The sequence below is a fragment of the Streptomyces sp. NPDC101776 genome (assembly GCF_044766845.1).
GTDB lineage: Bacteria > Actinomycetota > Actinomycetes > Streptomycetales > Streptomycetaceae > Streptomyces.
This window is the reverse complement of the sequence record NZ_JBIWMV010000002.1, coordinates 1,195,338-1,217,039: the sequence shown is the minus strand read 5'-3', so window position 1 is coordinate 1,217,039 and position 21,702 is coordinate 1,195,338. Positions and strand designations below refer to the sequence as shown.

At 70.9% G+C, this 21,702-nt stretch carries 21 protein-coding genes; 6 read left to right on the top strand and 15 right to left on the bottom strand.

All coding sequences use genetic code 11. The features are described from left to right. Positions 1-116: 116 nt before the first annotated feature. Complete coding sequence (locus tag ACIRRY_RS11230) at positions 117-371, bottom strand: hypothetical protein (RefSeq protein WP_403970680.1); 255 nt, start codon at positions 369-371, stop codon at positions 117-119. Between the two features lie 50 nt (positions 372-421). On the opposite strand from ACIRRY_RS11230, the gene ACIRRY_RS11225 reads away from it, so the two are divergent. Continuing rightward, positions 422-547, top strand: a complete 126-nt coding sequence (locus ACIRRY_RS11225; protein WP_403970678.1) for a hypothetical protein — start codon at positions 422-424, stop codon at positions 545-547. 35 nt (positions 548-582) lie between these two features. On the opposite strand, the gene pip is transcribed toward ACIRRY_RS11225, so the two are convergent. Continuing rightward, positions 583-1,545, bottom strand: coding sequence for a prolyl aminopeptidase (pip, locus tag ACIRRY_RS11220; protein WP_403970675.1), 963 nt, complete (start codon positions 1,543-1,545; stop codon positions 583-585). A gap of 18 nt (positions 1,546-1,563) precedes the next feature. After that, positions 1,564-2,256 carry a uracil-DNA glycosylase gene (locus ACIRRY_RS11215; RefSeq protein ID WP_403970672.1) on the bottom strand — a complete coding sequence of 231 codons (693 nt, stop codon included), beginning with the start codon at positions 2,254-2,256 and terminating at the stop codon, positions 1,564-1,566. A 410-nt stretch (positions 2,257-2,666) separates the two neighbouring features. Here ACIRRY_RS11215 and ACIRRY_RS11210 point away from each other — a divergent pair, with 410 nt between their 5' ends. Further along, positions 2,667-3,272 carry an RNA-binding S4 domain-containing protein gene (locus ACIRRY_RS11210; protein WP_403970669.1) on the top strand — a complete coding sequence of 202 codons (606 nt, stop codon included), beginning with the start codon at positions 2,667-2,669 and terminating at the stop codon, positions 3,270-3,272. Between the two features lie 72 nt (positions 3,273-3,344). Here ACIRRY_RS11210 and ACIRRY_RS11205 read toward each other — a convergent pair whose 3' ends face one another. The 3 genes from ACIRRY_RS11205 to ACIRRY_RS11195 all read right to left on the bottom strand — a co-directional run bounded on the left by ACIRRY_RS11205 (position 3,345) and on the right by ACIRRY_RS11195 (position 5,615). Then, on the bottom strand, positions 3,345-3,809 hold the full coding sequence (locus ACIRRY_RS11205) for a DoxX family protein (protein ID WP_403970666.1): 465 nt from the start codon (positions 3,807-3,809) through the stop codon (positions 3,345-3,347). A gap of 92 nt (positions 3,810-3,901) precedes the next feature. Continuing rightward, on the bottom strand, positions 3,902-4,600 hold the full coding sequence (locus ACIRRY_RS11200) for a class I SAM-dependent methyltransferase (RefSeq protein ID WP_403970663.1): 699 nt from the start codon (positions 4,598-4,600) through the stop codon (positions 3,902-3,904). Positions 4,601-4,697: 97 nt separating this feature from the next. Beyond that, entirely contained in the window at positions 4,698-5,615 is a 918-nt protein-coding gene (locus ACIRRY_RS11195) for an acyltransferase domain-containing protein (RefSeq protein WP_403970660.1), read from the bottom strand. A 126-nt stretch (positions 5,616-5,741) separates the two neighbouring features. Between ACIRRY_RS11195 and ACIRRY_RS11190 the strand changes: the two genes are divergently transcribed. Continuing rightward, the gene (locus ACIRRY_RS11190) at positions 5,742-6,008 is read left to right on the top strand and encodes a DUF6343 family protein (protein WP_403970657.1); all 267 of its coding nucleotides are present in this window, start codon (positions 5,742-5,744) and stop codon (positions 6,006-6,008) included. Positions 6,009-6,052: 44 nt separating this feature from the next. Here ACIRRY_RS11190 and ACIRRY_RS11185 read toward each other — a convergent pair whose 3' ends face one another. The 5 genes from ACIRRY_RS11185 to rpsA all read right to left on the bottom strand — a co-directional run bounded on the left by ACIRRY_RS11185 (position 6,053) and on the right by rpsA (position 11,628). Continuing rightward, positions 6,053-6,433: a tetratricopeptide repeat protein gene (locus ACIRRY_RS11185; protein ID WP_403970654.1), complete on the bottom strand. Its 381-nt coding sequence runs from the start codon at positions 6,431-6,433 to the stop codon at positions 6,053-6,055. Between the two features lie 50 nt (positions 6,434-6,483). After that, positions 6,484-7,104 (bottom strand): dephospho-CoA kinase, encoded by a 621-nt coding sequence (coaE, locus tag ACIRRY_RS11180; protein ID WP_403970651.1) that lies wholly within the window; start codon positions 7,102-7,104, stop codon positions 6,484-6,486. 99 nt (positions 7,105-7,203) lie between these two features. Further along, the gene (locus ACIRRY_RS11175) at positions 7,204-8,142 is read right to left on the bottom strand and encodes a PAC2 family protein (protein ID WP_329555502.1); all 939 of its coding nucleotides are present in this window, start codon (positions 8,140-8,142) and stop codon (positions 7,204-7,206) included. A 135-nt stretch (positions 8,143-8,277) separates the two neighbouring features. Beyond that, complete coding sequence (locus ACIRRY_RS11170) at positions 8,278-9,870, bottom strand: flavin monoamine oxidase family protein (RefSeq protein WP_403970648.1); 1,593 nt, start codon at positions 9,868-9,870, stop codon at positions 8,278-8,280. Positions 9,871-10,116: 246 nt separating this feature from the next. Beyond that, positions 10,117-11,628, bottom strand: coding sequence for a 30S ribosomal protein S1 (gene rpsA, locus ACIRRY_RS11165; protein ID WP_019065294.1), 1,512 nt, complete (start codon positions 11,626-11,628; stop codon positions 10,117-10,119). A 391-nt stretch (positions 11,629-12,019) separates the two neighbouring features. On the opposite strand from rpsA, the gene ACIRRY_RS11160 reads away from it, so the two are divergent. Beyond that, positions 12,020-12,844 carry a class I SAM-dependent methyltransferase gene (locus tag ACIRRY_RS11160; protein ID WP_403970897.1) on the top strand — a complete coding sequence of 275 codons (825 nt, stop codon included), beginning with the start codon at positions 12,020-12,022 and terminating at the stop codon, positions 12,842-12,844. 65 nt (positions 12,845-12,909) lie between these two features. Further along, entirely contained in the window at positions 12,910-15,429 is a 2,520-nt protein-coding gene (gene hrpB / locus ACIRRY_RS11155; RefSeq protein WP_403970645.1) for an ATP-dependent helicase HrpB, read from the top strand. 6 nt (positions 15,430-15,435) lie between these two features. Here the strand turns inward: hrpB and ACIRRY_RS11150 are convergent, their stop codons facing one another. The 3 genes from ACIRRY_RS11150 to ACIRRY_RS11140 all read right to left on the bottom strand — a co-directional run bounded on the left by ACIRRY_RS11150 (position 15,436) and on the right by ACIRRY_RS11140 (position 18,540). Continuing rightward, positions 15,436-16,428 (bottom strand): DUF3068 domain-containing protein, encoded by a 993-nt coding sequence (locus ACIRRY_RS11150; protein WP_403970642.1) that lies wholly within the window; start codon positions 16,426-16,428, stop codon positions 15,436-15,438. Positions 16,429-16,469: 41 nt separating this feature from the next. Then, positions 16,470-16,604 carry an SPW_0924 family protein gene (locus ACIRRY_RS11145; RefSeq protein ID WP_403970639.1) on the bottom strand — a complete coding sequence of 45 codons (135 nt, stop codon included), beginning with the start codon at positions 16,602-16,604 and terminating at the stop codon, positions 16,470-16,472. A 229-nt stretch (positions 16,605-16,833) separates the two neighbouring features. Beyond that, on the bottom strand, positions 16,834-18,540 hold the full coding sequence (locus ACIRRY_RS11140; protein ID WP_403970636.1) for a lytic transglycosylase domain-containing protein: 1,707 nt from the start codon (positions 18,538-18,540) through the stop codon (positions 16,834-16,836). A 260-nt stretch (positions 18,541-18,800) separates the two neighbouring features. Here ACIRRY_RS11140 and ACIRRY_RS11135 point away from each other — a divergent pair, with 260 nt between their 5' ends. Next, positions 18,801-19,670: a DUF4184 family protein gene (locus ACIRRY_RS11135; RefSeq protein ID WP_403970633.1), complete on the top strand. Its 870-nt coding sequence runs from the start codon at positions 18,801-18,803 to the stop codon at positions 19,668-19,670. Positions 19,671-20,601: 931 nt separating this feature from the next. Here the strand turns inward: ACIRRY_RS11135 and ACIRRY_RS11130 are convergent. After that, positions 20,602-21,003, bottom strand: coding sequence for a hypothetical protein (locus ACIRRY_RS11130; protein ID WP_403970631.1), 402 nt, complete (start codon positions 21,001-21,003; stop codon positions 20,602-20,604). Positions 21,004-21,702: the final 699 nt, after the last annotated feature.

Here is a 21,702-nt window from a genome sequence, read left to right as displayed (position 1 = left end):
GTGGCGCTGGACACTCCGTTCACGCCGGTCGGCGCGTCGCATCTGGTGCGGGCCGAGCAACTCGTTTGATATCAGCGGCTGTTGGCGGCCGGATATCTGACGAGCGGGTTGGTGGGTCACTGGCCGTCGGACGGCTCGGGCGCCGACCGTTCCGGCCGCGAGCACCCCGTCGTCCCCGGCTCCGGCTCGACCTGGACGGCACTGCGCGCGGGCGGCGAACTGGGCCTCGACGGGACGTCCGGGGCGTACGCCACCACGGATTCCGTCCTGGACACGACACTCCCGTTCACGGTCTCGGCGTGGGTGCGCCTGGCGACCGACGCCGACCCGGCGACCACGTACCCGGCGGTGAGCCAGGACTCCACCACCACCAGCCGCTTCCTTCACCGGCGAGAACCTCCAGGGCGTCGGCATCGGCCACATGATGTTCTACGCCTCCGACGCCATGGGCGAGTTCTCGCGGTACCGGTGGAGCGTCAACTCGTCGAAGAGCGGCGGGACTTACGACGTGACCGCTCGACCGGTGGCGGCGGCGCGCGTCGGCTGACCAATCGGGGTCCTGACGGCGGGCGGCCAACTGGGCTAGCGGCGCGCGTACTTGTCCGTAGCCGCCACCAGCGCCTGCGCGACACCCGGCGCGCCCGCGTTGTGGCCGGCCTCGTCCACGGTCACCAACTCGCTGCCGGGCCAAGCGTGTTGGAGCCGCCAGGTGATGCCGAGGAGGTTGCCCAGGTCGAGGGTGCCCTGGACGAGGGTGCCGGGGATGTCCTTGAGCAGATGCGCGTCCCGGAGCACGACACCCTCGTCGTTCCCCTCTCCGAGGAAGTGGTCGTTGCCCCAGTAGTGCGTGACGGTCCGGGCGAAGCACATGCGGAACTCCGGGTCCTCGTACCGCGCTTCGGAGCGCGGCGGGGCCGGGACGATCGCCGTCTCCCAGTCCGTCCAGGCGCGGGCGGCCCGCTCCCGCACCGCCCGGTCGGGCGACTCGATGAGCCGGTTGTAGGCGGCGGCGAGGTTCCCGTCCCGTTCCCCGGCGGGGAGTTCGGCGACGAACGCCTCGAAGGCCTCCGGGAAGAGCTTCCCAAGTCCCCTGGTCAGCAAGGCCACTTCGGGATCGAACCCGGTGGCGACGCAGGTCAGCACCAGCTCAGACACCACCCCCGGATGCGTCTGCGCGTACCGCAGCCCGAGCACCGACCCCCACGACGCGCCCCACACCAGCCACCGCTCGATCCCCAAGTGCCGTCGCAGCAGCTCCAGATCGGCGACGAGGTGAGCCGTCGTGTTCACGCTCATGTCGGTGTCGTACACGCTCGCGTGCGGCGTGGAACGCCCGCACCCGCGCTGGTCCAGCAGCACGATCCGATAGGCGGCGGGGTCGAAGTAGCGCCGGGGATACGGCGAACAGCCCGACCCCGGACCACCGTGCAGCACGACCGCGGGCTTGCCCTGCGGATTCCCGCAGGTCTCCCAGTAGACGCGGTTGCCGTCACCGACATCGAGCATGCCGTGGTCGTACGGTTCGATCTCCGGATACAGGCCCATCCGCCGACCCTAACCTCGCTACGGCGCGGTCGGCAGCCCCGCCGCCGCGGCCGCCGTGCGCAGTACGTCCCGCAGCATCGCGGGGGTGAGTTTGCCGGTGAAGGTGTTGCGCTGGCTGACGTGGAAGCAGCCGTAGAGGTCGAGGCCGTCGAGGGAGACCTGTGCTCCGTGCCCGAACGCGGGCCGTGGGCGCGGCACTTGCCAGCCCGCCGCCGCGAACGCGGGCAGCGCCGCCTGCCAGCCGAAGGCGCCGAGTACGACGACGGCCTTCAACGTCGGCCGCAGCAGGGTGAGTTCCTCGACGAGCCAGGGTCGGCAGGTGTCCCGCTCCTCGGGGGTGGGCTTGTTCGCGGGCGGGGCGCAGCGCACCGGCGAGGTGATGCGCACGCCGTACAGCTCAAGGCCGTCGTCGGCGCTCACGGCGGTCGGCTGCGAGGCGAGCCCGATGTCGTACAGGGCCTGGTACAGGACGTCCCCTGAACGGTCGCCGGTGAACATGCGGCCGGTGCGGTTGGCGCCGTGCGCGGCCGGGGCCAGGCCGATGATCAGGAGCGATGCGTCGGCGGGGCCGAAGCCGGGCACCGGGCGGCCCCAGTACGTCCAGTCGGCGAAGGCCGCGCGTCGGGTACGGGCGACCTCCTCGCGCCAGTCGACCAGACGGGGGCACGCCCGGCAGCCGGTGATCCGGCGGTCGAGGTCGGACAGGTTCATGCCGCCACCGTATGCGCCGCCCTCGCCGGACGGGCTCACGTGAGGGCGGCACCGAGAGCGACGAACCCGCGACCCCGCACATCTTGAGAAGCAGCGGCACCGGTAACGGTCCTGGGCAGCGCACGAACCGCACGTGCTTGTCGTGGCCGACCATTGCCGGAGCCGCCCCTGCGAACCGGGGCCGCCCGCCGACGGTGACGACGGTCGCCAGCACCCAGAGGCTCAGCCGGTCGTCACCGCCCGGCCGGGCGGTGACGACGATCGCGCGGGAGACGCCGGCGAAGTCCGCGAGCGGAGCGCCGAAGTCCACGAGCCGCCCGCCGACGTGACACCGCCCGCCGGCCCGATCGGCTCAGGTCGTCGGCCGAAACCCGCCGGGGCCGTCCGCCTCGGGGGACTAAAGTCGGGGCATGGCTTCCGAGGGTGCGGACGAAACCGACGGCGACAGCGGAACCGGCGCGACCACGACGAGCCGGAGCTCCGACGCGCCCCGGAACCCCGCGGCCGAGCCGCGGAGCGACGCCGTGGTCGCCGCCAGGGCAGCCGGCCCCGCGAACGGTGAGAGCGTCCGCGTCGACAGCTGGATCTGGTCCGTCCGCCTGGTCAAGACCCGCTCCATGGGCGCCGCCGCCTGCAAGGGCGGCCACGTCCGCGTCAACGGCGAGCGGGTGAAGCCCGCCCACTCCGTCCACGTCGGCGACGAGGTACGACTCCGCCACGAAGGCCACGAGCGCGTCGTCATCGTGAAGCAGGTCATCCGCAAACGGGTCGGCCCGCCGGTCGCCGCCCAGTGCTACGTGGACAACTCCCCGCCGCCCCCGCCCCGCGAGGCCGTCGCCCCGGCCGGCATCCGCGACCGCGGCACCGGCCGCCCCACCAAACGCGACCGCCGCGACCTGGAACGCCTGCGCGGCCTCCCCGGCACCGGCCCCGCCGCCGCCCCTCCCGATGCCCACCAGGACCGAGACGCCCACCGCGACGCCCGCCGCCGTACCCGCCGCGACCCGCAACGGTGACCTCCGGCCCGGGTCTCCCGACCCACCGGACGTCACCGTCACCCTGCGCCGGCCGTAGCCGTACGGCCCGGATCACACCCGTCGTCGTACCAGTCGCAGCAACTCCCCGTTCTGCCCCCGCCGTGCCCAGGCGATCAAAGCCAGCGGGATGATCAGGATCAGCGGTGTCGCCGCGTTCTCCCCGTGGAACACCGTCATCTGCACGACGAACGCACCCACCATCAGCGCGCTGAGCGCCGTCGCCGCCACCGACTGCAGCAGCGGGACCAACAACGCGACGGCGCCGGACAGTTCGAGCGCGCCGATCGTGTACATGGCCCCACTGCCCCAGCCGATCCTGTCGAAGGACTCCACGGCCGACGGGTGCGCGATCAGCTTGGGCAGCGCGCTCGCGATGCCGTAGAAGAGGGCGATCAGCACCTGGAGGACGCGCAGGGCGATCCGGGCGCGGCGACCGCGCGGGGTCGCGGACTCGGCGACGACGGGACGGGAGTTCGCGGAGGCTGCGGAAGCGGTGGGCGGGGTGGTCGCGGACATGAGGGTCTCCTGTGGGAAGCGGTCCGTGTTTCTGTCACAGGGGTAGACCGGCCCTCGTCCTCGAACTCATCGCCGCCGCACGGGATTTCCCCCTAGTCCCCTGCCACCGGTACCGCCCGAACCCATATCCGGTCGGGTGTCAGATAGCTGTCGACCTTCAGTCCCGCCTCCGCCAGCGCCTCCTCGAACTGGTCCTTCGTCAACGGCCGGGACAGGAACGTCTGGGTCCAGACCGCGTCCGGGAACACATACTCCGCGTGGACCGAGTCGACCCCGTCCCCGACCGGCTCCGCCGACACCATCCGCACGGTGAAGCCACTGGGGTCGATCCGCTCACGCGGCACTTTCGTGTGGTAGTCCTCCCCCGCCCGTTGGATCAGCACATAGCCGCCCGCCGCGACATGCCGTACGCAGGTCCGCAGCAGTCCGCGCCGTACCTCGATGTCCCCTGCGTGCACCAGGAACGACGCGAGCAGCACCACGTCGAAGATCTCGCCCAGATCGAGGTTCTCGATCGGGCCGCATATCGTGCGCGCGCCCTGGACCCGCTCCAGCATCTCGGCGGAGTCGTCGACCGCCGTGACCGTGAATCCGCGCTCCTGGAGGGGGTGGGTCATCCGCCCCACTCCGCTGCCCAGCTCCAGGATGCGCGCACCCGCCGGTACGGCCGCCGCGATGATGTCCGGCTCCCCTCCCACGGGGAGCCGCGAGTACAGCTCGACCGCGCAGCCGTCCGGGGTGATCGCCCCGGGTCCTGTCCCTTCGTACCCCTCACGCATTTCGATTCGCATGCCCGATCAACGGCCCGTGTCCGCACATCCGTTCCCGACTCGCACAGGTTCACTCGTGCGAGCCAATTCCCTTCGAGGAGGCAACCAAAAGAGGCAATCAGTGGAGCGGGAACCACCCGTGCCCGAGGTACCAGTGCCCGCCCGCCCGCAGATGATCCCCGACGGCCCGCTCCACGGACGTACCCCGCGGCAGGCCTTCCACCGGCTGATCGGGACGGCCGAAGACGAACTGGACCGGCTCGGTGTCGGCCGGCTCCGTGTCCTCGTAGGCCACCCGGAACCGTTCCTGGAAGCGGACGATGTTGGAGTCGGCGGAGAGGTACCGCTTCAACTGCGGGTCGAGCAGCCAGGAGTGGCAGGTCGCGGCCTCGTGGTGTTCCTCGGGGAAGTGCCGGGCGAAGAACGCGCGGGCCAGGTCCAGCGAGCGGTCGCAGGCGGCCGGGGTGAGCGGTCCCTGGAAGTCGGGGATGTGCACGTTCAGGGAGGGGGTCCCGGGCATCGCCTCCAGCCCCGTCGCCGTGAGTGCCCGCGCGGTGCGCTCGCCGAGCCGCGCCCGCTCGTACTGCAGCCTCCCCAGCTGGTACAGCTCGCCGCGGAAGTGCGGGATGAGCCACTGCGGGAACGGCAGCCCTCCCCCGCCGTACCGTCTGTGGTGGACCGCGATGTTGCGTCCCAGGTCGGCGAGGGTGCGCCGGGAGACGTCGGCGGGGATGTCGCGTTCGCGGTGGTACGCGCGCGTGTAGGGCAGCGCGGCGACGAACACGTACACGGAGAAGTAGGCGCCCACCTCCGGCGGGGCCTCGGGCAGCCGGGCCAGGAACAGCTCGGTCAGCCGGGTCCAGTGACCGTGCTCCCCGATGTCCTTCACCAGTTCGCCGAGGCACTCCTCCAGGAGTCGCGTCGCGTCGGTGTCCCGCGTCAACACCCGGCGCAGTCGCACCAGTTCGTTGATGTCCTCATGGGGTACGGCGAGGTCGAGCAGAACCTCGGGCAGTTCGTCGGCGTCCGGCAGCACGGTGCGCTTCCCCTCCCTGTGGAGAACTCCCTGGGGCGAACCCTCTGTGGAGAACTCTCTGTCGAGAACTACCTGTGGAGAACGTCCGGCCCGAAGAGTACGTTTCAAGAAGGAGCGGTGATCCTGATGCGTACAGGCAGTGAGCCCACGACAGCACGCAGTGCGCTGCGGACGCGGTTCTGGCTGAGCGTGTGGGGGCTGGTCTGGACGGTCTTCGGCACGGTCGCGTTCGCGCTCACCGGGCACCCCGGGTGGGCGGCGGCCTGCGCGGTGCTGTGGCTGGTCGTCACGATCGACATGACCATGATCCTCAGACACATCCGCCAGGGCCCGCACTACCAGCCGGGTCCGGACGTCCCGCCGTACCGACCGCCGGAGCACCGCCACCCCTGACCGTGCGGAAGAGGGCCTACCCGTCGGGGCTCACCCGTCGGTGCCTACCCGTCGAAGCGGGCCGCCTTCAGGTACTCCGGTTGGGGGTCGAGCGCGGCGGCCAGCCGGAAGTGGCGTTTGGCCTGGTCGGCGCGGCCCTGTCGCTCGTAGGTGCGGGCGAGCGCGAAGTGCGCGAAGGCGTTGTCCGGCTCGCGCTCCAGGACGATGGTGAACTCCAGCTCGGCGGGGCGCAGTTGCGCGGCCGCGAAGAAGGCACGCGCGCGCAGCAGCCGCGCGGCGGTGTTCTCGGGGTGCGCGTCGATGACGTTGTCGAGCAGCTTCACCGCGCCCCGAGGGTCCCGCGCGGCGAGCAATTGCTCGGCGGCACGGAAGTCGATGACATGCGTCTCCGGAGTACGTCCGGTCATTCCGCTGTTCTCGGGCACGGCGAATTCCTTCCCTCACTCGGACGTTTCAACGCCCGGAAAAAGGGCCGCTATTCCTGGGGTGGCTCCTGGGGCGCGTGCGCCCTGCGGACGAGTTCGACCCATACGTCCCCTACGCGCCGTTCCAGCGCCTCCAGGGGTACGTCGTTGTCGATGACGACGTCCGCGACGGCGAGCCGCTTCTCGCGCGTCGCCTGGGCGGCCATACGCGCGCGTGCGTCGTCCTCGGTCATGCCGCGCAGCCGGACCAGCCGGTCGAGCTGGGTCTCGGGGCTCGCGTCGACGACGATCACCAGGTCGTAGAGCGCGCTGAGGGCGTTCTCGGCGAGGAGGGGGACGTCGTGGATCACCACGGCGTCGTCGGCCGCGGCCGATTCGAGCTCCCGGGAGCGTCTGCCGACCAGGGGGTGCACGATCGCGTTGAGGACGGCCAGCTTCTCGGGGTCGGCGAAGACGATGGAGCCCAGCTTCGGCCGGTCCAGGCCGCCGTCCGCGCCGAGCACGTCCTCGCCGAAGGCCTCGACGACCGCCGCCAGCCCGGGAGTTCCGGGCGCGACGACCTCGCGCGCGATGCCGTCGGCGTCGATCAGCACGGCTCCGTATCCCACGAGCAGCCGCGACACTTCACTCTTACCGGCACCGATGCCCCCGGTGAGGCCGACCTTCAGCATGGACCGAAGCCTACGGCCTGTCACTGACAGGGCGTCCGGTGACCGTCGGCAACGACGCAGGCCCTGTCCGGTGGACAGGGCCTGCGTGTCACGCGTGCGTCAGTTGTCGCCCTCGCGCTCCGCCAGGAAACGCTCGAACTCCTGCCCGATCTCGTCCGCCGACGGAATCTCGACCGGTTCGGCGAGCATGTTGCCGCGGCTCTCCGCGCCCGCGGCGGCGTCGTACTGGTGCTCCAGGCCCTGGACGAGTGCCACGAGCTCCTCGTCGCCCTCCTGGATCTGCCGGTCGATCTCGGTCTGGGTGCGGTGGGCCTCGGTGCGCAGGGAGTGCGCGATGCCCGGGAGGACCAGTCCGGTGCCCGCCGTGATGGCCTCCAGGACGGTCAGCGCCGCGTCCGGGTACGGGGAGCGGGCGATGTAGTGCGGGACGTGCGCGGCGACGCCCAGGACGTCGTGACCGGCCTCCATGAGGCGGTACTCGACGAGCGCCTCGGCGCTGCCGGGGACCTGCGCCTCGTCGAAGGGGCTGCGATGGCCCGGGACGAGGTCGTTGCGGTTGCCGTGCGGGGTGACGCCGACGGGCCGGGTGTGCGGGACACCCATGGGGATGCCGTGGAAGTTCACGGACAGCCGGACGCCGAGCCGCTCCACGATCTGCTGGACGGCCGCGGCGAAGCGCTCCCACTCCACGTCCGGCTCGGGGCCGGAGAGCAGCAGGAAGGGGGCTCCGGTGGCGTCCTGGACCAGCCGTACGTCGAGCGTCGGCTCCTCGTACTCGGTCCAGCGGTCCCGCTTGAAGGTGAGCAGCGGGCGGCGGGCGCGGTAGTCGACGAGCCGGTCGTGGTCGAAGCTGGCCACGAGCTGATGGGGCAGCGTATCGAGCAGACGTTCGACGATCTGATCGCCTGTCTCGCCCGCGTCGATGTATCCGTCGAAGTGGTAGAGCATGACAAGACCGGCCGACTCCTGTGCGAGCGCCATGTCGACGACTGCCAGGCCCTTCGGCTCCCATGCGTACAAACCCTGCGGATCAAGCACAGTGACCGCTCCTCCTCGTGTTCGTACTGCACAACGCCCTCCAGGGCATGGGCATTCCCGCCCATGCCCCTGATCAGGCACCTCTTACGGGCTTTTCATGCGCCGCTCCCCCGGGTCACCGGGAGAACGTCCACGTCACGAGGACAGCACACGCGCGTGGAGTGCGGTCACGGCCTTGCGGGCGGAGGAGAACGCGCCGTGCTGCCAGGCATCGGTGTAGGTGAGCCAGTCGCCGGCGAAGTAGACGCGTCCCGTGGGGTCGTTGAGCGGCTTGTAGCGGAAGTCGTCGGGGCCACCCGGAGTGTCGTGCCACGCGGCCTCCAGGTGGGGCGTCTGACGCCAGTGGTGGGAGAAGGACGACGCCAGTTCGCTGCGGTACTTCTCCCCGTAGATCTTCACGCCCACGGCCACCGCCCGCGCTTCCCGCCCCTTGGGGGTGAGCTTCGCGTACGAGTCCGCGTCGTCGTCGTAGTTGTAGTACCCGATGAGGACGCCCCGCTCACCGTGGAAGCCGTACGAAGGGTGCCAGATGTGGGTGACGTCCTGGTCGGTCTCGGTGATACCGCCGTAGATCCGGTGATCCAGCTCCCACCAACGGGACTTGTACTCCAGGCCGATCTTCGCGGCGGACGACGGGGTGATCGCCTCCAGCGCGGTCTGGACGCCGGTGCCGAGGTTGTGCGGGATCTTGGCGAGGATGTTCGGCGGCAGGGCCCCGACGCAGTAGTCGGCCTCGACCACCGTCGTACGGCCTCCCTGGGTGTAGGTGACCGAAACGCCACTCCCCTTGTCGGTGATTTTCGAGACGACCGCTCCGGTACGGATGCGATGCGCGCCGATCGCCCGGGTGAGCGCCTTCGGGATCTGGTCCATGCCGCCCACCGGCTGGAACATCGACATGGCCTGGTCGAAGCCGAATTCGAACGAGAAGTAGCGGCCGACACCGCTGGCGAAGACCTCGGAGGCGGTGGGTACGTCCCCGAGCGGCACACCCGGGGTGCCCGCGGCGGCCGGGACGGTCGAGTACCCGCGGAAGTCACCGCCCTGGTACGTCAGTTTGTCGCCGAGCTCTCCCCAGTCCTTGAGGAACTCGACGAGCCGCTCCTGGTCGCCGGCGGTCAACTCCTTGTCCAGGGCGCCCTTGTCGGTGGCCTTGGCGAGCAACTCGGAGACATGGCCGTAGACATCGGCCTTGGCGGTGCGATAACGCTCGGGCTTGGTCATGCCCGCGGACTCGTTGTAGATGTACGCGTCCGCGTTGACGTTGGTGAACACCTCGACGGGGACGCCGAGTTCACGGCAGTAGTCCAGAGTGACCATCCACTGCGGGATCCGCGCGGGACCGCAGTTCATGTAGTGGCCGTCGGCGAAACGGGCGGTCTGCCGGTTGCCGTGGAGGTCGGTCGTCGAATCGCCGCCGCGCACGGTGAAGTTACGTCCGCCGGTACGGTCCCTTGCCTCCAGGACCGTACAGTCGTAGCCGGCCTTGCCGAGTTCGTACGCCGTGGTCAGTCCGGCGATACCACCGCCGACGATGACGACCTTGGCCGCACCGCGTCCGGTGAGATGGAAGTCGCCGGCGCTCAGGGCGCGAAAGGGCTGTTCCCGCTGGGCGGCCTGCGCGGTGGGGGCGAGCCCGAGGGCCCCCATGGTGGCGAACATGGTCCCCGCGCCCCCGGTGAGCCCCACCTTGCGCAGAAAAGCACGTCGGCTCTGGTTCCTTGCCATGGTCCGGCTCCCCTTCCCGATCACGAATAACCGGGGCAGCCTCCCAACGACCCATTACGGCACGGCAGTTACTGATGTATCCCGCACGTTTCTGCAAGCCCGGGGAAACGCGCCTCCGGGGCGCGCCCCAAAGGGGCGCGGGGAACTGCGCGACCAGCCGCATACGGCCCGCACCCGATACATGACCGAGGGACCGCACCCCGAAAGGTACGGTCCCTCAGTCAAGAGCTATTGCTCAGTGGGCGTTCAGCTCTGCCCACCCGCCAGCTTCTCACGCAGGGCAGCAAGCGCCTCGTCGGACGCCAGCGCGCCGGAGGTGTCCGCACCCTCGGAGGAGTACGAACCGCCACCGCCGCCACCACCGGCCGCGGCCGGAGCCGCACCCGCCGTGTCGACGCCCTCGGCCGCCGCCTGGGCGTCGGCCTCGCGGGACTTGATGACCTGCGCCTGGTGCTGCTCGAAGCGCTGCTGCGCCTCGGCGTACTGGGTCTCCCACACCTCGCGCTGGGATTCGAAGCCCTCGAGCCAGTCGTTGGTCTCGGGGTCGAAGCCCTCGGGGTAGATGTAGTTGCCCTGGTCGTCGTACGACGCGGCCATGCCGTACAGCGTCGGGTCGAAGTCGACCGTGGCCGGGTCGGCACCGAAGGCCTCGTTGGCCTGCTTCAGCGAGAGGCTGATGCGACGGCGCTCGAGGTCGATGTCGATGACCTTGACGAAGATCTCGTCGTTGACCTGGACGACCTGCTCCGGGATCTCCACGTGGCGCTCGGCCAGCTCGGAGATGTGCACCAGACCCTCGATGCCCTCGTCCACGCGGACGAACGCACCGAACGGAACCAGCTTCGTGACCTTGCCGGGCACGACCTGGCCGATCTGGTGGGTGCGGGCGAACTGCTGCCACGGGTCTTCCTGGGTCGCCTTCAGCGACAGGGAGACACGCTCGCGGTCCATGTCGACGTCGAGAACCTCGACGGTGACTTCCTGGCCGACCTCGACAACCTCGGAGGGGTGGTCGATGTGCTTCCAGGACAGCTCGGAGACGTGGACCAGACCGTCGACGCCACCCAGGTCCACGAAGGCACCGAAGTTGACGATCGAGGAAACCACGCCGGAGCGGACCTGACCCTTCTGGAGGGTCGTGAGGAACGTCTGGCGGACCTCGGACTGGGTCTGCTCCAGCCAGGCACGGCGGGACAGGACCACGTTGTTGCGGTTCTTGTCCAGCTCGATGATCTTGGCCTCGAGCTCCTTGCCCACGTAGGGCTGGAGGTCGCGGACACGGCGCATCTCGACGAGAGAAGCCGGCAGGAAGCCACGGAGGCCGATGTCGAGGATGAGTCCACCCTTGACGACCTCGATGACGGTACCGGTGACGATGCCGTCCTCTTCCTTGATCTTCTCGATGGTGCCCCAGGCGCGCTCGTACTGGGCGCGCTTCTTCGAGAGGATCAGGCGGCCTTCCTTGTCCTCCTTCTGGAGAACAAGGGCTTCGATCTCGTCGCCGACCTTGACGACCTCGTTCGGGTCGACGTCGTGCTTGATCGAGAGCTCGCGGCTCGGGATGACACCTTCGGTCTTGTAACCGATGTCGAGCAGGACCTCGTCCCGGTCGACCTTCACGATGACGCCATCGACAATGTCGCCGTCGTTGAAGTACTTGATCGTCTCGTCGATCGCGGCGAGGAAAGCTTCCTCGTTACCGATGTCGTTGACCGCTACCTGCGGGGTGGTGGCGGTGGTCTCGGTGCTGCTCGTCATGTGGGAAAGGGCTCCGGTACGGACATTGAAGTCGTAGGTACTGCTCACGCCGAGAGCCTTTTTCGCTTCGCTCTGCAGAAGGCCGGACAGCCAAGGAAGCGCCGATCCGGAACACCAGGTGTCCGGTGGCGCCTCGAAAACCGAGGGGTCATACATACAGATGCGAGCGCAACCTGCTACGTCTGAGGTGCGCAGGCCCGCAGCGCAACTTGTAGCATACGGGGGCAGCCAGGCAGGGTCAATGCGCGAAGGCGCACACCCGGGGCGGATCGCCGCATACCCGGCACAAAACGTGTCCCGCGAGGCCACGCAGGCCTGAACCACCCCTTCAGTGACGCCGCCGGGGACAGCCGCACCGTAGAGGTGACGGAAGAGTACGACGAGGGAGCCGATCATCCAAGAGCCCGATGCGTTCGAGCCGGAAGCCACCCGGCGTGATGCCGACGTCACCGAGAGTTCCCGGGCCAACCGGGGCTGGTGGGACCGGAACGCGGACGACTACCAGGTCGAACACGGCACGTTCCTCGGCGACGACCGCTTCGTGTGGGGCCCCGAGGGCCTCGACGAGGTGGAGGCCGAACTCCTCGGCCCGCCGGAGGAGCTGAAGGGCAAGGACGTCCTGGAGATCGGCGCCGGCGCGGCCCAGTGCTCGCGCTGGCTGGCCGCCCAGGGCGCCCGCCCGATCGCCCTGGACATCTCCCACCGCCAGCTCCAGCACGCGCTGCGGATCGGCGGATCGTTCCCTCTGGTGTGCGCCGACGCGGGCGCGCTGCCCTTCGCGGACGCCTCCTTCGACCTGGTCTGCGCGGCCTACGGGGTGCTGCCGTTCGTCGCCGACCCGCGGCTGGTGCTGCGCGAGGTGCGCCGGGTGCTGCGGCCGGGCGGCCGGTTCGTCTTCTCGACGACGCACCCGATCCGCTGGGCGTTCCCCGACGAGCCGGGCCCCGAGGGCCTGACGGTCTCCGCCTCGTACTTCGACCGCACGCCGTACGTCGAACAGGCCGACGACGGAAGCGCGGTCTACGTAGAGCATCACCGGACGCTCGGTGACCGCGTCCGGGACATCGTGGCGGCGGACCTGCGCCTGGTGGACCTGGTCGAGCCGGAGTGGCCGTCCTGGAACACCGCCGAGTGGGGCGGCTGGTCGCCCCTGCGCGGCAACCTCATCCCGGGGACGACGATCTTCGTCTGCGAACGCGACCGCGAAAACGGCTGAGGGACTGACGGAACGCGGGCACGCGCGCGTAGAGGTCGCTTCGCGGGGCGTACGACACTGGGTGCGTGATCCGCTACGACGCCCTCGACGCGCTGCCCGTCCGCAGTGCCCTGCCAGGACTTGACGCCGCTCTGGAGGCGGGCGGTGCTGCGGTTCTCGTAGCGCCGCCCGGCACCGGCAAGACGACGCTCGTCCCGCTCGCCCTGGCCGGGCTGCTCGGCGAGCGCAGCGCGGGACCCACGCGGCGGGTGGTCGTCGCCGAGCCGCGGCGGATCGCGGCGCGGGCGGCGGCCCGGCGCATGGCGTGGCTGCTGGGCGAGAAGGTCGGCGAGAGCGTCGGGTACACCGTGCGGGGCGAGCGGATCGTCGGGCGGCACACACGCGTGGAGGTCGTCACGACCGGTGTACTGCTCCAACGGCTGCAACGGGACCAGGAGTTGGCGGGCGTCGACGCCGTGATCCTCGACGAGTGCCACGAGCGGCACCTGGACGCGGACACCGTGGCCGCCTTCCTCGTAGACGTACGGGAGGCCCTGCGGCCCGAGTTGCGGCTGGTCGCGGCGTCCGCGACCACCGACGCGCAGGGCTGGGCCCGGCTGCTGGGCGATGCGCCGGTGGTCGAGGCGGAGGGCGTCGCGTACCCGGTGGAGGTCGTCTGGACGCCTCCGGTACGTCCCGTACGGCCGCCGCACGGGATGCGCGTGGACCCGGCGCTCCTCACGCACGTGGCGGCGACGGTACGGCGGGCGCTGGGCGAGCGGGACGGGGACGTGCTGTGTTTCCTGCCCGGGGTCGGCGAGATCGCGCGCGTGGCGGGGCAGTTGGGCGACCTGGGCGGGGTCGAGGTGCTCCAGGTGCACGGGCGCGCGCCTGCCGCCGTACAGGACGCGGTGCTGTCCCCGGGGGCGCGGCGGCGGGTGGTGCTGGCGACGTCCGTGGCGGAGTCGTCGCTGACGGTTCCCGGTGTACGGGTGGTCGTCGACTCGGGGTTGGCCCGGGAGCCGCGGGTCGATCACGCGCGCGGGCTGAGCGCGCTCGCGACGGTACGGGCGTCGCAGGCGGCCGGGCGGCAGCGGGCGGGGCGGGCCGGGCGGGAGGCGCCGGGGGCGGTGTACCGGTGCTGGGGCGAGGCCGAGGATGCGCGTCTGCCGCGTTTTCCGGCGCCGGAGATCAAGGTGGCCGATCTGACGGCGTTCGCTCTTCAGGCGGCGTGCTGGGGGGATCCTGCGGCGTCGGGGCTGGCGTTGCTCGATGTGCCGCCCTCCGGGGCGATGGCGGCGGCTCGGGGTGTTCTTGCGGCGGTCGGCGCGGTGGACTCCGTCGGGCGGGCGACCGAGCGGGGGGTGCGGTTGGCGCGGCTGGGGTTGCATCCCCGGTTGGGGCGGGCGTTGTTGGACTCGGGTGGGGCGGGCGTCGAGGTTGTCGCACTGCTCAGCGAGGAGGCGCCGCGGTCGTACGGGGATGATCTTGCCGGGGCTTTGCGGCTTGCTCGGCGTGGGGGTGACGCCTATGCCGGGCGTTGGCGTGCGGAGGTTCGGCGACTGCGGGCCCTGGGAGGGGAGATTTCCGACCCACCCACCCGTTACGGCTCCCCAGGAGTGAACGTCACAAGCGAAGACGTCCTCGCCGGCCTCGTCGCCGCCCTCGCCTACCCCGAACGCGTCGCCAAAGCCGACGGTGGTTCCTATCTCCTCGTGTCCGGCACCCGTGCCGAAGTGGGCGACGCCAGTGCCCTCCGAGGTGCGCCCTGGATCGCTGTCGCCGTCGCCGACCGGCCGATCGGGAAAGGGCACGCGCGTGTGCAGCTCGGGGCGGTGGTCGACGAGGACGTCGCCCGGTTCGCGGCCGGGGCGCTGCTCAGTGAGGTGGACGAGGTGCACTGGGCCGGCGGCGACGTCGTGGCCCGGCGTGTCGAGCGGCTCGGGGCGGTCGAGTTGGCGGTGCGGCCGCTGCGGGACGCCGATCCCGTCGCCGTACGGGAGGCGCTTGTCGAAGGGTTGCGGCAGGAGGGGGTCGGGCTGTTGCGGTGGTCCGTGGATGCCCAAGTGCTGCGGCAGCGGCTGGCGTTCCTGTCCCTGAACGTCGGGGCGCCGTGGCCGGACGTGTCCGACGAGGCGTTGCACGCGCGCGTGGACGAGTGGTTGGAGCCGGAGTTGGGGCGGGCGCGGCGGCGGGGTGATCTGGGGCGGATCGATGCGGGGCAGGGGCTGCGGCGGTTGCTGCCGTGGGCCTGGGGGGACGCGGGGCGGTTGGACGAGTTGGCTCCGGAGCGGTTCGTCGTGCCCAGCGGGTCCCGGATCCGGATCGACTACGGGAATCCCGAACAGCCGGTGCTGGCCGTGAAGTTGCAGGAGATGTTCGGACTTCACGAGTCGCCGACCGTCGCCGGGGTGCCCGTGCTCGTGCATCTCCTCTCCCCCGCCGGGCGGCCCGCCGCCGTCACCGCCGATCTGGCGTCCTTCTGGAAGGACGGCTACAAGGGCGTGCGGGCCGAGTTGCGCGGGCGGTACCCGAAGCATCCGTGGCCCGAGGACCCGGCCGCCGCCGAGGCCACGCGGTTCACGAACGCGCGGCTCAGGCGGTGACCCGGCTCAGGCGGTGACCGGTTCCGGTTCGTGGATCCGGGTGGGGGCGGGGTCGCCGGGGCGCCTGCCGCGGGCCTCCAGGTAGAGGGAGAGAGCCAACAGGAGGAGGCCGAGGCTCAGGAAGCCCCAGGGGAGGTAGGAGACCATCAGCAGGACGAGGGTGCGGTTGGACTTCACCAGGGCGACGGTGTGCTTGATGTAGTCCTCGCGCATCTTCACGTCGCCGGCGAACGCCGTCACCTTGGCCCGGCCGCCCAGGAGGGTGCCGCCGCGCAGTTCCTCCTTGTGGAGCTCCTCGCCGTAGACCGGTGCCCCGGTGACGGGTTCGACCCAGAACTTGCGGACCGTGGTGTACCAGCGCGTGGTTCCGGTCTTGGCGACGGACTCCGGGGTGATGCCCTTGACCGGCATCGTCCTCGGGAAGGGGACCTTGGTCCACGGGATGGTCTGCTCGAAGTAGTAGACCTTGACGCCGCGGAAGTTCCGGGTGCCCTTGTAGTGGATGGGGTTGGTGGTGCGGGACTGCGCGTCGAAGTATTCGTAGTCCCGTTTCTGGGTCAGGAACGGCCACTTGAACTCGATGCCGTCCCGTTTCACCGGGGTGCCGTCGACCATCTCGCCGGTGGCGTGGACGGGCTCCTGCGAGTGCGCGTCGAAGATGTAGCGCTCGGGGATCGAGGAGACCATCTTGCCGTCGGGGCCCTGGACGTAGGACAGGCCGTCCCAGACGACGACGTCCCGGCCGGCCGTCTTGTCGATCTTCTTCGCGGCCTCCACGTCGCCCTTGAGGGTCTGCACGATGGTGACCTTGGGGACCGTCTTGGCCTGCATGGTGCCGTAGTCGAGGAGGGTGGCGTTCTTCGCCTCCAGGACCATGTCCTGGTACTGGTTCGCCGGGATCTTGGCCAGGCGCGGGAAGGCGTACCAGCGCAGCAGCGGGGACAGCGCCGTGAAGAACACGGCGAGGGCGAGCAGGATCAGGCTGGCCTTGCGGTGCAACTCGGCCTCCCTACCAAGGAGTTAAACGCTTGCGCAATCGTTTACGGGTGCGCGGGCACCGTCGTCAGCAGCGGTTTCGGGGAGGTCTTGCCCATCGGCGAACCCAGCGCGGTGATGGTCAGGACCAGCGCGAACGCGAGCGCGAGTCCGGTCGCTGCGGCGATCAGGGCACGCATGCCGGCCTCCCGACAGACAGGAACTGATAGGTCGTCAGGTCGGGCACCGTAGCAACGCGCGGGCGAGATGAGAACACGTTGCACACGCACGAGGGGGGCGGACATGACGAGGGCGCCCGTCCGCCGTAGCGGAGGGGCGCCCTCGTCGTGCGTTCGTACGGCCGTGCAGTCGTACGGCCGTGCGGTGTTGCGGCCGTGCGGTGTTGCGGTGTTCAGGTCCTACGAGGCGTTACGCGCTCGGCGATGCCGACGGGCTCGGGTCGGCCGAGGAGGTGTCGGCCGGCGCCGCCACGGTCAGTTCGACCGTGAGGGTCGCGCCGCCCGTGGTGGTGATCTGGAGCAGGAAGGTGCCGGTGGTGTCGTCGGCGTACAGCTTCGGCAGCGTCAGGAGGCCGTCGGCGTCCGTGGCCAGGCCCGTGAGGGTGCGTACGGTCTTGCCGTCCGCGTCCTTGAAGTAGGGGCCCTTGTCGTTCTCGGTCGTGTCGCCGGCCGCCTTGATGAAGGTCGCGGTGGCCGCGACCTTGTCGGCGACGGCGCCGTTGTACGTGGCCTTCACTTGGACCTGGTCGGTGAACTCGCCGCCCGGGGTGCAGGTCAGCGCCGTGGTGCCGGTGCGGGCCAGGGTGTCGGCAACGCGGGGCGTGACGCTGGCCGCGTAGTCGAGACCGGCGACCGCGCGGCCGACGACGGTGGCGCGGACGGTGAAGTCCCCGGTCGTCTCACCGGCCTGCAGGGCCGGGGCGACGGCCACACCGGAGGCGTCGGTGGTGACCGTGGCGACCGTCTCCCCGCCGGTGAAGGTGGCGTCCGTGGTCCCGACGATCGTGAACCGGATCCGGACCTTGGCGACGGCCTTGCCCGCCGAGGTCCTGGCGCTGGTGCTGATCTTCTTGCCGAACTGGTCGCCCGCCATCGCGGTCAGCTTCGCCGTGCCCGCGTCCGCGAGCTTGGCCACCGTGTCGGTGGGTGTGGGCGTGGGCGTCGGGGTCGAAGTGGCCGGCGGGGTCGAAGTGACCGGCGGGGTGGGGCTGGGGTCCGGCGACGAGGTGGCCGGAGGGGTCGTCGAGGGCGACGACGGCGTGGCCGTGGAGTTGTCGTCGCTGCGGCCCGACGGCAGCGTGCCCGTGCCGTCCGGGACCGAGTGGGTGCCCTTGCGGTAGAACTCCAGCCAGGACAGGACCGTGTTCAGGTAGTCCGTGGAGTTGTTGTAGCTGAGGATCGCGCTGCGCAGGCCCGCGTCGGTCGACAGGTTCCAGTTGTTGCGGCACAGGTAGTGGCCGGCGGCGAGCGCGGCGTCGTAGACGTTGTTGGGGTCCTTGACCCCGTCGCCGTTGCCGTCGCGGCCGGCCCAGGCCCAGGTGGACGGGATGAACTGCATGGGCCCGACGGCCTGGTCGTACGTGCTGTTGCCGTCGTACGCGCCGTTGTCGGTGTCCTTGATGAGCGCGAAGCCGTTGCCGTCGAGCGCGGGGCCGAGGATCTTGGAGGTCGTCGTGCCGTTCGCGTCGACCTGGCCGCCGCGGGCCTGGCCCGACTCGACCTTGCCGATGGCGGCGAGGAGTTGCCAGGGCAGGTTGCAGCCCGGCTTGGACGCGGCGAGCTCGGTCTCGGCCTTCTTGTAGGCGTCGAGGACGGTCGCAGGGATGCCGGCCTCGGCCGCGCCCACCGAGACCGGGGTCCCTATGGAGGGCGACTGACTGGCGCTGGGGAGGGGGCTGCTGAGCGGCGGGAGGTCCGTGTAGTACGGCGAGTCTCCGGTGGCGCTGCGGCCGGTGCCCGTGTCACTCCCGTCGGGCGTCGCCTGGCCGGCGGCGGTCGGTCTGTCGCTGCCGGTCACCGCCGGAGCCTGGGACGCGGACAGTGCCGCGACCGCTGCCGCGGCCACCGCCGTCGTCGCCGCACCCTTGCGCAGCCGCCTGCCGAAATGCGCCGTCATGGAGTGAACCCCTCCCAGGGACGCCCGAGCGCCCGTCCTTGTCTGTTACCTCTGCGCCTGGTGTGACGGTCGACCCGCCCCGCAGGTTGCCCTCGTGGTCGTTATCGGATGGTGTGTACTTCTGTTCTCCGTATCCGCCCGTCCGCGGGCCCCGCGCGGGGACCCAGGCGACCCTACGACAACTTGCTTTGCACGGGCACCCGTTGGTGACCGTTATTCACCGCTTGGCCATGTGCCGACCTCTCCTACGGGGACCCCTGTTGCCGTTCACCTTGAGTCATGCCGCCGCAGTACTGCCCGCCGTGCGCGGCGACGGAAGGGGGCGCGGCCGACTCGTACCGGCGGTGCTGGTTGCGGGTTCCTTCGCCCCCGACATGACGTACTACGCGGCGAGCGCGGTCCCCGGGGCGATGGAATTCGGGAAGGTCACACACTCCTTCCCGGGCGTCTTCACGGTCGACGTCGTCATCACGTGGGCGACGGTCGGCCTGTGGCTGCTGCTGCGCGAACCCCTGGTGGCCCTGCTCCCGCGCGCCCGGCAGCCCCGTACGGCCACCCTCCTGCGCTGCGGCACCCCACGCGCGCGTGCGACCCCGTCGCTGGCCGTCCGCTGGTACGCGTCCGCGGTGCTCGGCGGCCTGACCCATGTCGTGTGGGACGCGTTCACCCACCACGACCGGTGGGGCGTCCGGCTGTTCCCCGTCCTCGACCGTGAGCTGGCCGGCAGACCGCTGTTCTCGTCCCTCCAGTACGGCAGTTCGGCGATCGGCGCGCTGCTGATCACCACGTTCGTGCTGCGCGCGCTACGAGGGATCCCGGCCGCCGAGCCGGTGGGGGTACCCGTGCTGTCGGCACGGGACCGATGGGTGGCCGCGCTCCTCCTCACCACCTGCGCACTGCTCGCGGCAGCGGAACGGGCATCCAACTGGTGGGCCTACTGGGGCTCGACCGCAAGCCCCTGGGACCTGATCCCGACGTTGTGCTTCGGGGCGGGGGCGGGGCTGGTGCTGGGGGTGTTGCTGTACGGGGTCGGTGTGCGGGTGTGGCGTCCGGCGAGGGTGGGGGTGGGGGTCGCTGGGGATCCGGACGGGGTCGGGGCGGGGTGGGGCGAGCGGGGCGAGTCTCGGTGAGCGTGGGCGGGAGGGGTGGGGGGTTGGTTCTCGGTGAGCGGGGGCGGGGCTGCGGGGTCGGCTCGCGGTGATCGGCGGGTAGGGGCGGCCGTGGAGTCGGCTCGCGGTGACCGACGGGCAGGGGCCGTGGAGTCGGCTCGCGGTGACCGACGGGCAGGGGCCGTGGAGTCGGCTCGCGCTGACCGACGGGCAGGGGCCGTGGAGTCGGCTCGCGCTGACCGACGGGCAGGGGCCGTGGAGTCGGCTCGCGCTGACCGACGGGCAGGGGCCGTGGAGTCGGCTCGCGGTGACTGGGGGCGGAGCGGTGGGATCGGCTCGCGGTGATCGACGGGCGAGGCCGTGGGGTCGCCTTGCGGTGAGCGACAGGCAGGGGTGCGTCGGGCGGGGCGGCGGTGGACACGGTCGTACGGAGCTGTCGGGCAGGGGCGGCAGCGCGGTCATGCGGGGGCGTGCGGCGGGGCTAGGGATCAGGGGCACGCCGGGCCGTTTGGTCGGCTCCGCGATGAGCATGGTCACGGGAAGTTGTTGAGTCGGGCCAGGGTGAGCAGGGCCTTACGGAGGGGCGAGGGGCGGTACGGGGCACCACGGCTATGCGGAGCCGTCCGGTCGACTCCGCGTTGAACACGGCCGTGCTGAGGCATCGGACAGGCGTGGCAGAGAGCGTGGTCGTGCGGGTGGGGCAAGTGGCGGCGCGGGGAGACACGGTCACCCGGAGCCGTCCGGGCCGCTCGGCGATGAGCAGAGCAGTGCAGAGCCGTCAGGCAGGGCCAGCATGAGCACGGTCACGCGGAGGGGTAAGCGGCGGCGCAAGGAAACTCGGTCATGCGGAGCCGTCCAGTCGGCTCGGCGATGAGCACGTCCTGCGGAATCGTCAGACAGGCCAGCACGAGCGCAGGAGGTAGAGAGGCGAGCGTTGCCGCGAGGTGCACGGTTACGCGGAGCCGTCCGGTGGGGGCGCTATGAACACCGTCATGGTGTGCGCGGAGCGTGACTGTGGGAGCCGGGTGCGGACGAGGTCCAGGTAGCTGCGGCCGAGGTCGGCCCAGAGGCGCCAGACGGGGGTGCCGGTGGGGGTGGTTGCGGGTCCCTGGGGGTGTTTGGCTTGTTCTCGGGGGTCTACGGCCGCGTCGTCCCGGAACGTGAGGCTGTGCCGGAGGCCTGCGGCCGTGTGCCGGACGGCCATCGCAAGGTCGGCGGGGATGCGGGCGGTGCTTGCGCCGGCCGCGAAGGCCGGAGCCGGCGGGCGGGGCGCGCCCTGCGCGGCGGCGGCGCCCGCTGCCTGCGTCTGAGTCCGCGCCCGACCCGTCCGGCGATGGAGCATGCGTATACCCATGCCCGCATCCTTACGGTCGCCGGGGGCGGGGGGCGCCTTCGCGGGGGCCACGCGAGTGACGGGCCCTCCGGGGGCTGGGCGGGGCTTGTGCCGGCCGGGGGTGGGTCCTGGTTGCCGGGGGTGGTGGGTTGCCCGGGGCTTGTACTGGTCGGGGGTGGATGTGTCCCGGCCGGGGTGGGAGGCGGTGCGGTGCCTTGCGGGCGGCTCGGGTGAGTCCGAGTTCGGGATTCCGGGATGCGTCGTGGGGTGGGTACTCGCTCTTGCGGCGGAGAGGTCGGCACGGGGTGGGTTGGGATATGGCGCAGGGATGGTTCGGCACCGCCGGGAAGCGGTTCGGTGGGCTGCTCGGCGTTGCGGCGGGATTTTCCGTGCGGGTGGACACAAAAGGGATGGTTCGGCACCCCCGGGAAGCGGTTCGGTGGGCTGCTCGCCGTTGCGGCGGGATTTTCCGTGCGGGTGGACACAAACGCGGCCCCGGAGAAGGGCCCGGTGGGGGCGGGCCAGGACGAGCGCGCGGAACGACGTCGGACGCAGCAGGGCGAGGAGGGGCGAGCGAGCACGGTGCCAACAAGCCACGGGGCGAGGAGGAGCGAGTGGCCGAGTGAGCGCGGTGCTGAGAAACAGCGGGGCCGGGCGAGCCGATGAACGGGGGCAGGCCCAGGCCTCCGACCCCTCCAGAAACGACCCGCCCCTCAGCCC

Bases quoted from the DNA above. Each gene is read 5' to 3' on its own strand.
- ACIRRY_RS11225 (WP_403970678.1), top strand. From the start codon at position 422: ATGATGTTCTACGCCTCCGACGCCATGGGCGAGTTCTCGCGGTACCGG.
- pip (WP_403970675.1), bottom strand. From the start codon at position 1,545: ATGGGCCTGTATCCGGAGATCGAACCGTACGACCACGGCATGCTCGAT.
- ACIRRY_RS11215 (WP_403970672.1), bottom strand. From the start codon at position 2,256: ATGAACCTGTCCGACCTCGACCGCCGGATCACCGGCTGCCGGGCGTGC.
- ACIRRY_RS11210 (WP_403970669.1), top strand. From the start codon at position 2,667: ATGGCTTCCGAGGGTGCGGACGAAACCGACGGCGACAGCGGAACCGGC.
- ACIRRY_RS11205 (WP_403970666.1), bottom strand. From the start codon at position 3,809: ATGTCCGCGACCACCCCGCCCACCGCTTCCGCAGCCTCCGCGAACTCC.
- ACIRRY_RS11200 (WP_403970663.1), bottom strand. From the start codon at position 4,600: ATGCGAATCGAAATGCGTGAGGGGTACGAAGGGACAGGACCCGGGGCG.
- ACIRRY_RS11190 (WP_403970657.1), top strand. From the start codon at position 5,742: ATGCGTACAGGCAGTGAGCCCACGACAGCACGCAGTGCGCTGCGGACG.
- coaE (WP_403970651.1), bottom strand. From the start codon at position 7,104: ATGCTGAAGGTCGGCCTCACCGGGGGCATCGGTGCCGGTAAGAGTGAA.
- ACIRRY_RS11170 (WP_403970648.1), bottom strand. From the start codon at position 9,870: ATGGCAAGGAACCAGAGCCGACGTGCTTTTCTGCGCAAGGTGGGGCTC.
- rpsA (WP_019065294.1), bottom strand. From the start codon at position 11,628: ATGACGAGCAGCACCGAGACCACCGCCACCACCCCGCAGGTAGCGGTC.
- ACIRRY_RS11145 (WP_403970639.1), bottom strand. From the start codon at position 16,604: ATGCGTGCCCTGATCGCCGCAGCGACCGGACTCGCGCTCGCGTTCGCG.
- ACIRRY_RS11140 (WP_403970636.1), bottom strand. From the start codon at position 18,540: ATGACGGCGCATTTCGGCAGGCGGCTGCGCAAGGGTGCGGCGACGACG.
- ACIRRY_RS11130 (WP_403970631.1), bottom strand. From the start codon at position 21,003: ATGGGTATACGCATGCTCCATCGCCGGACGGGTCGGGCGCGGACTCAG.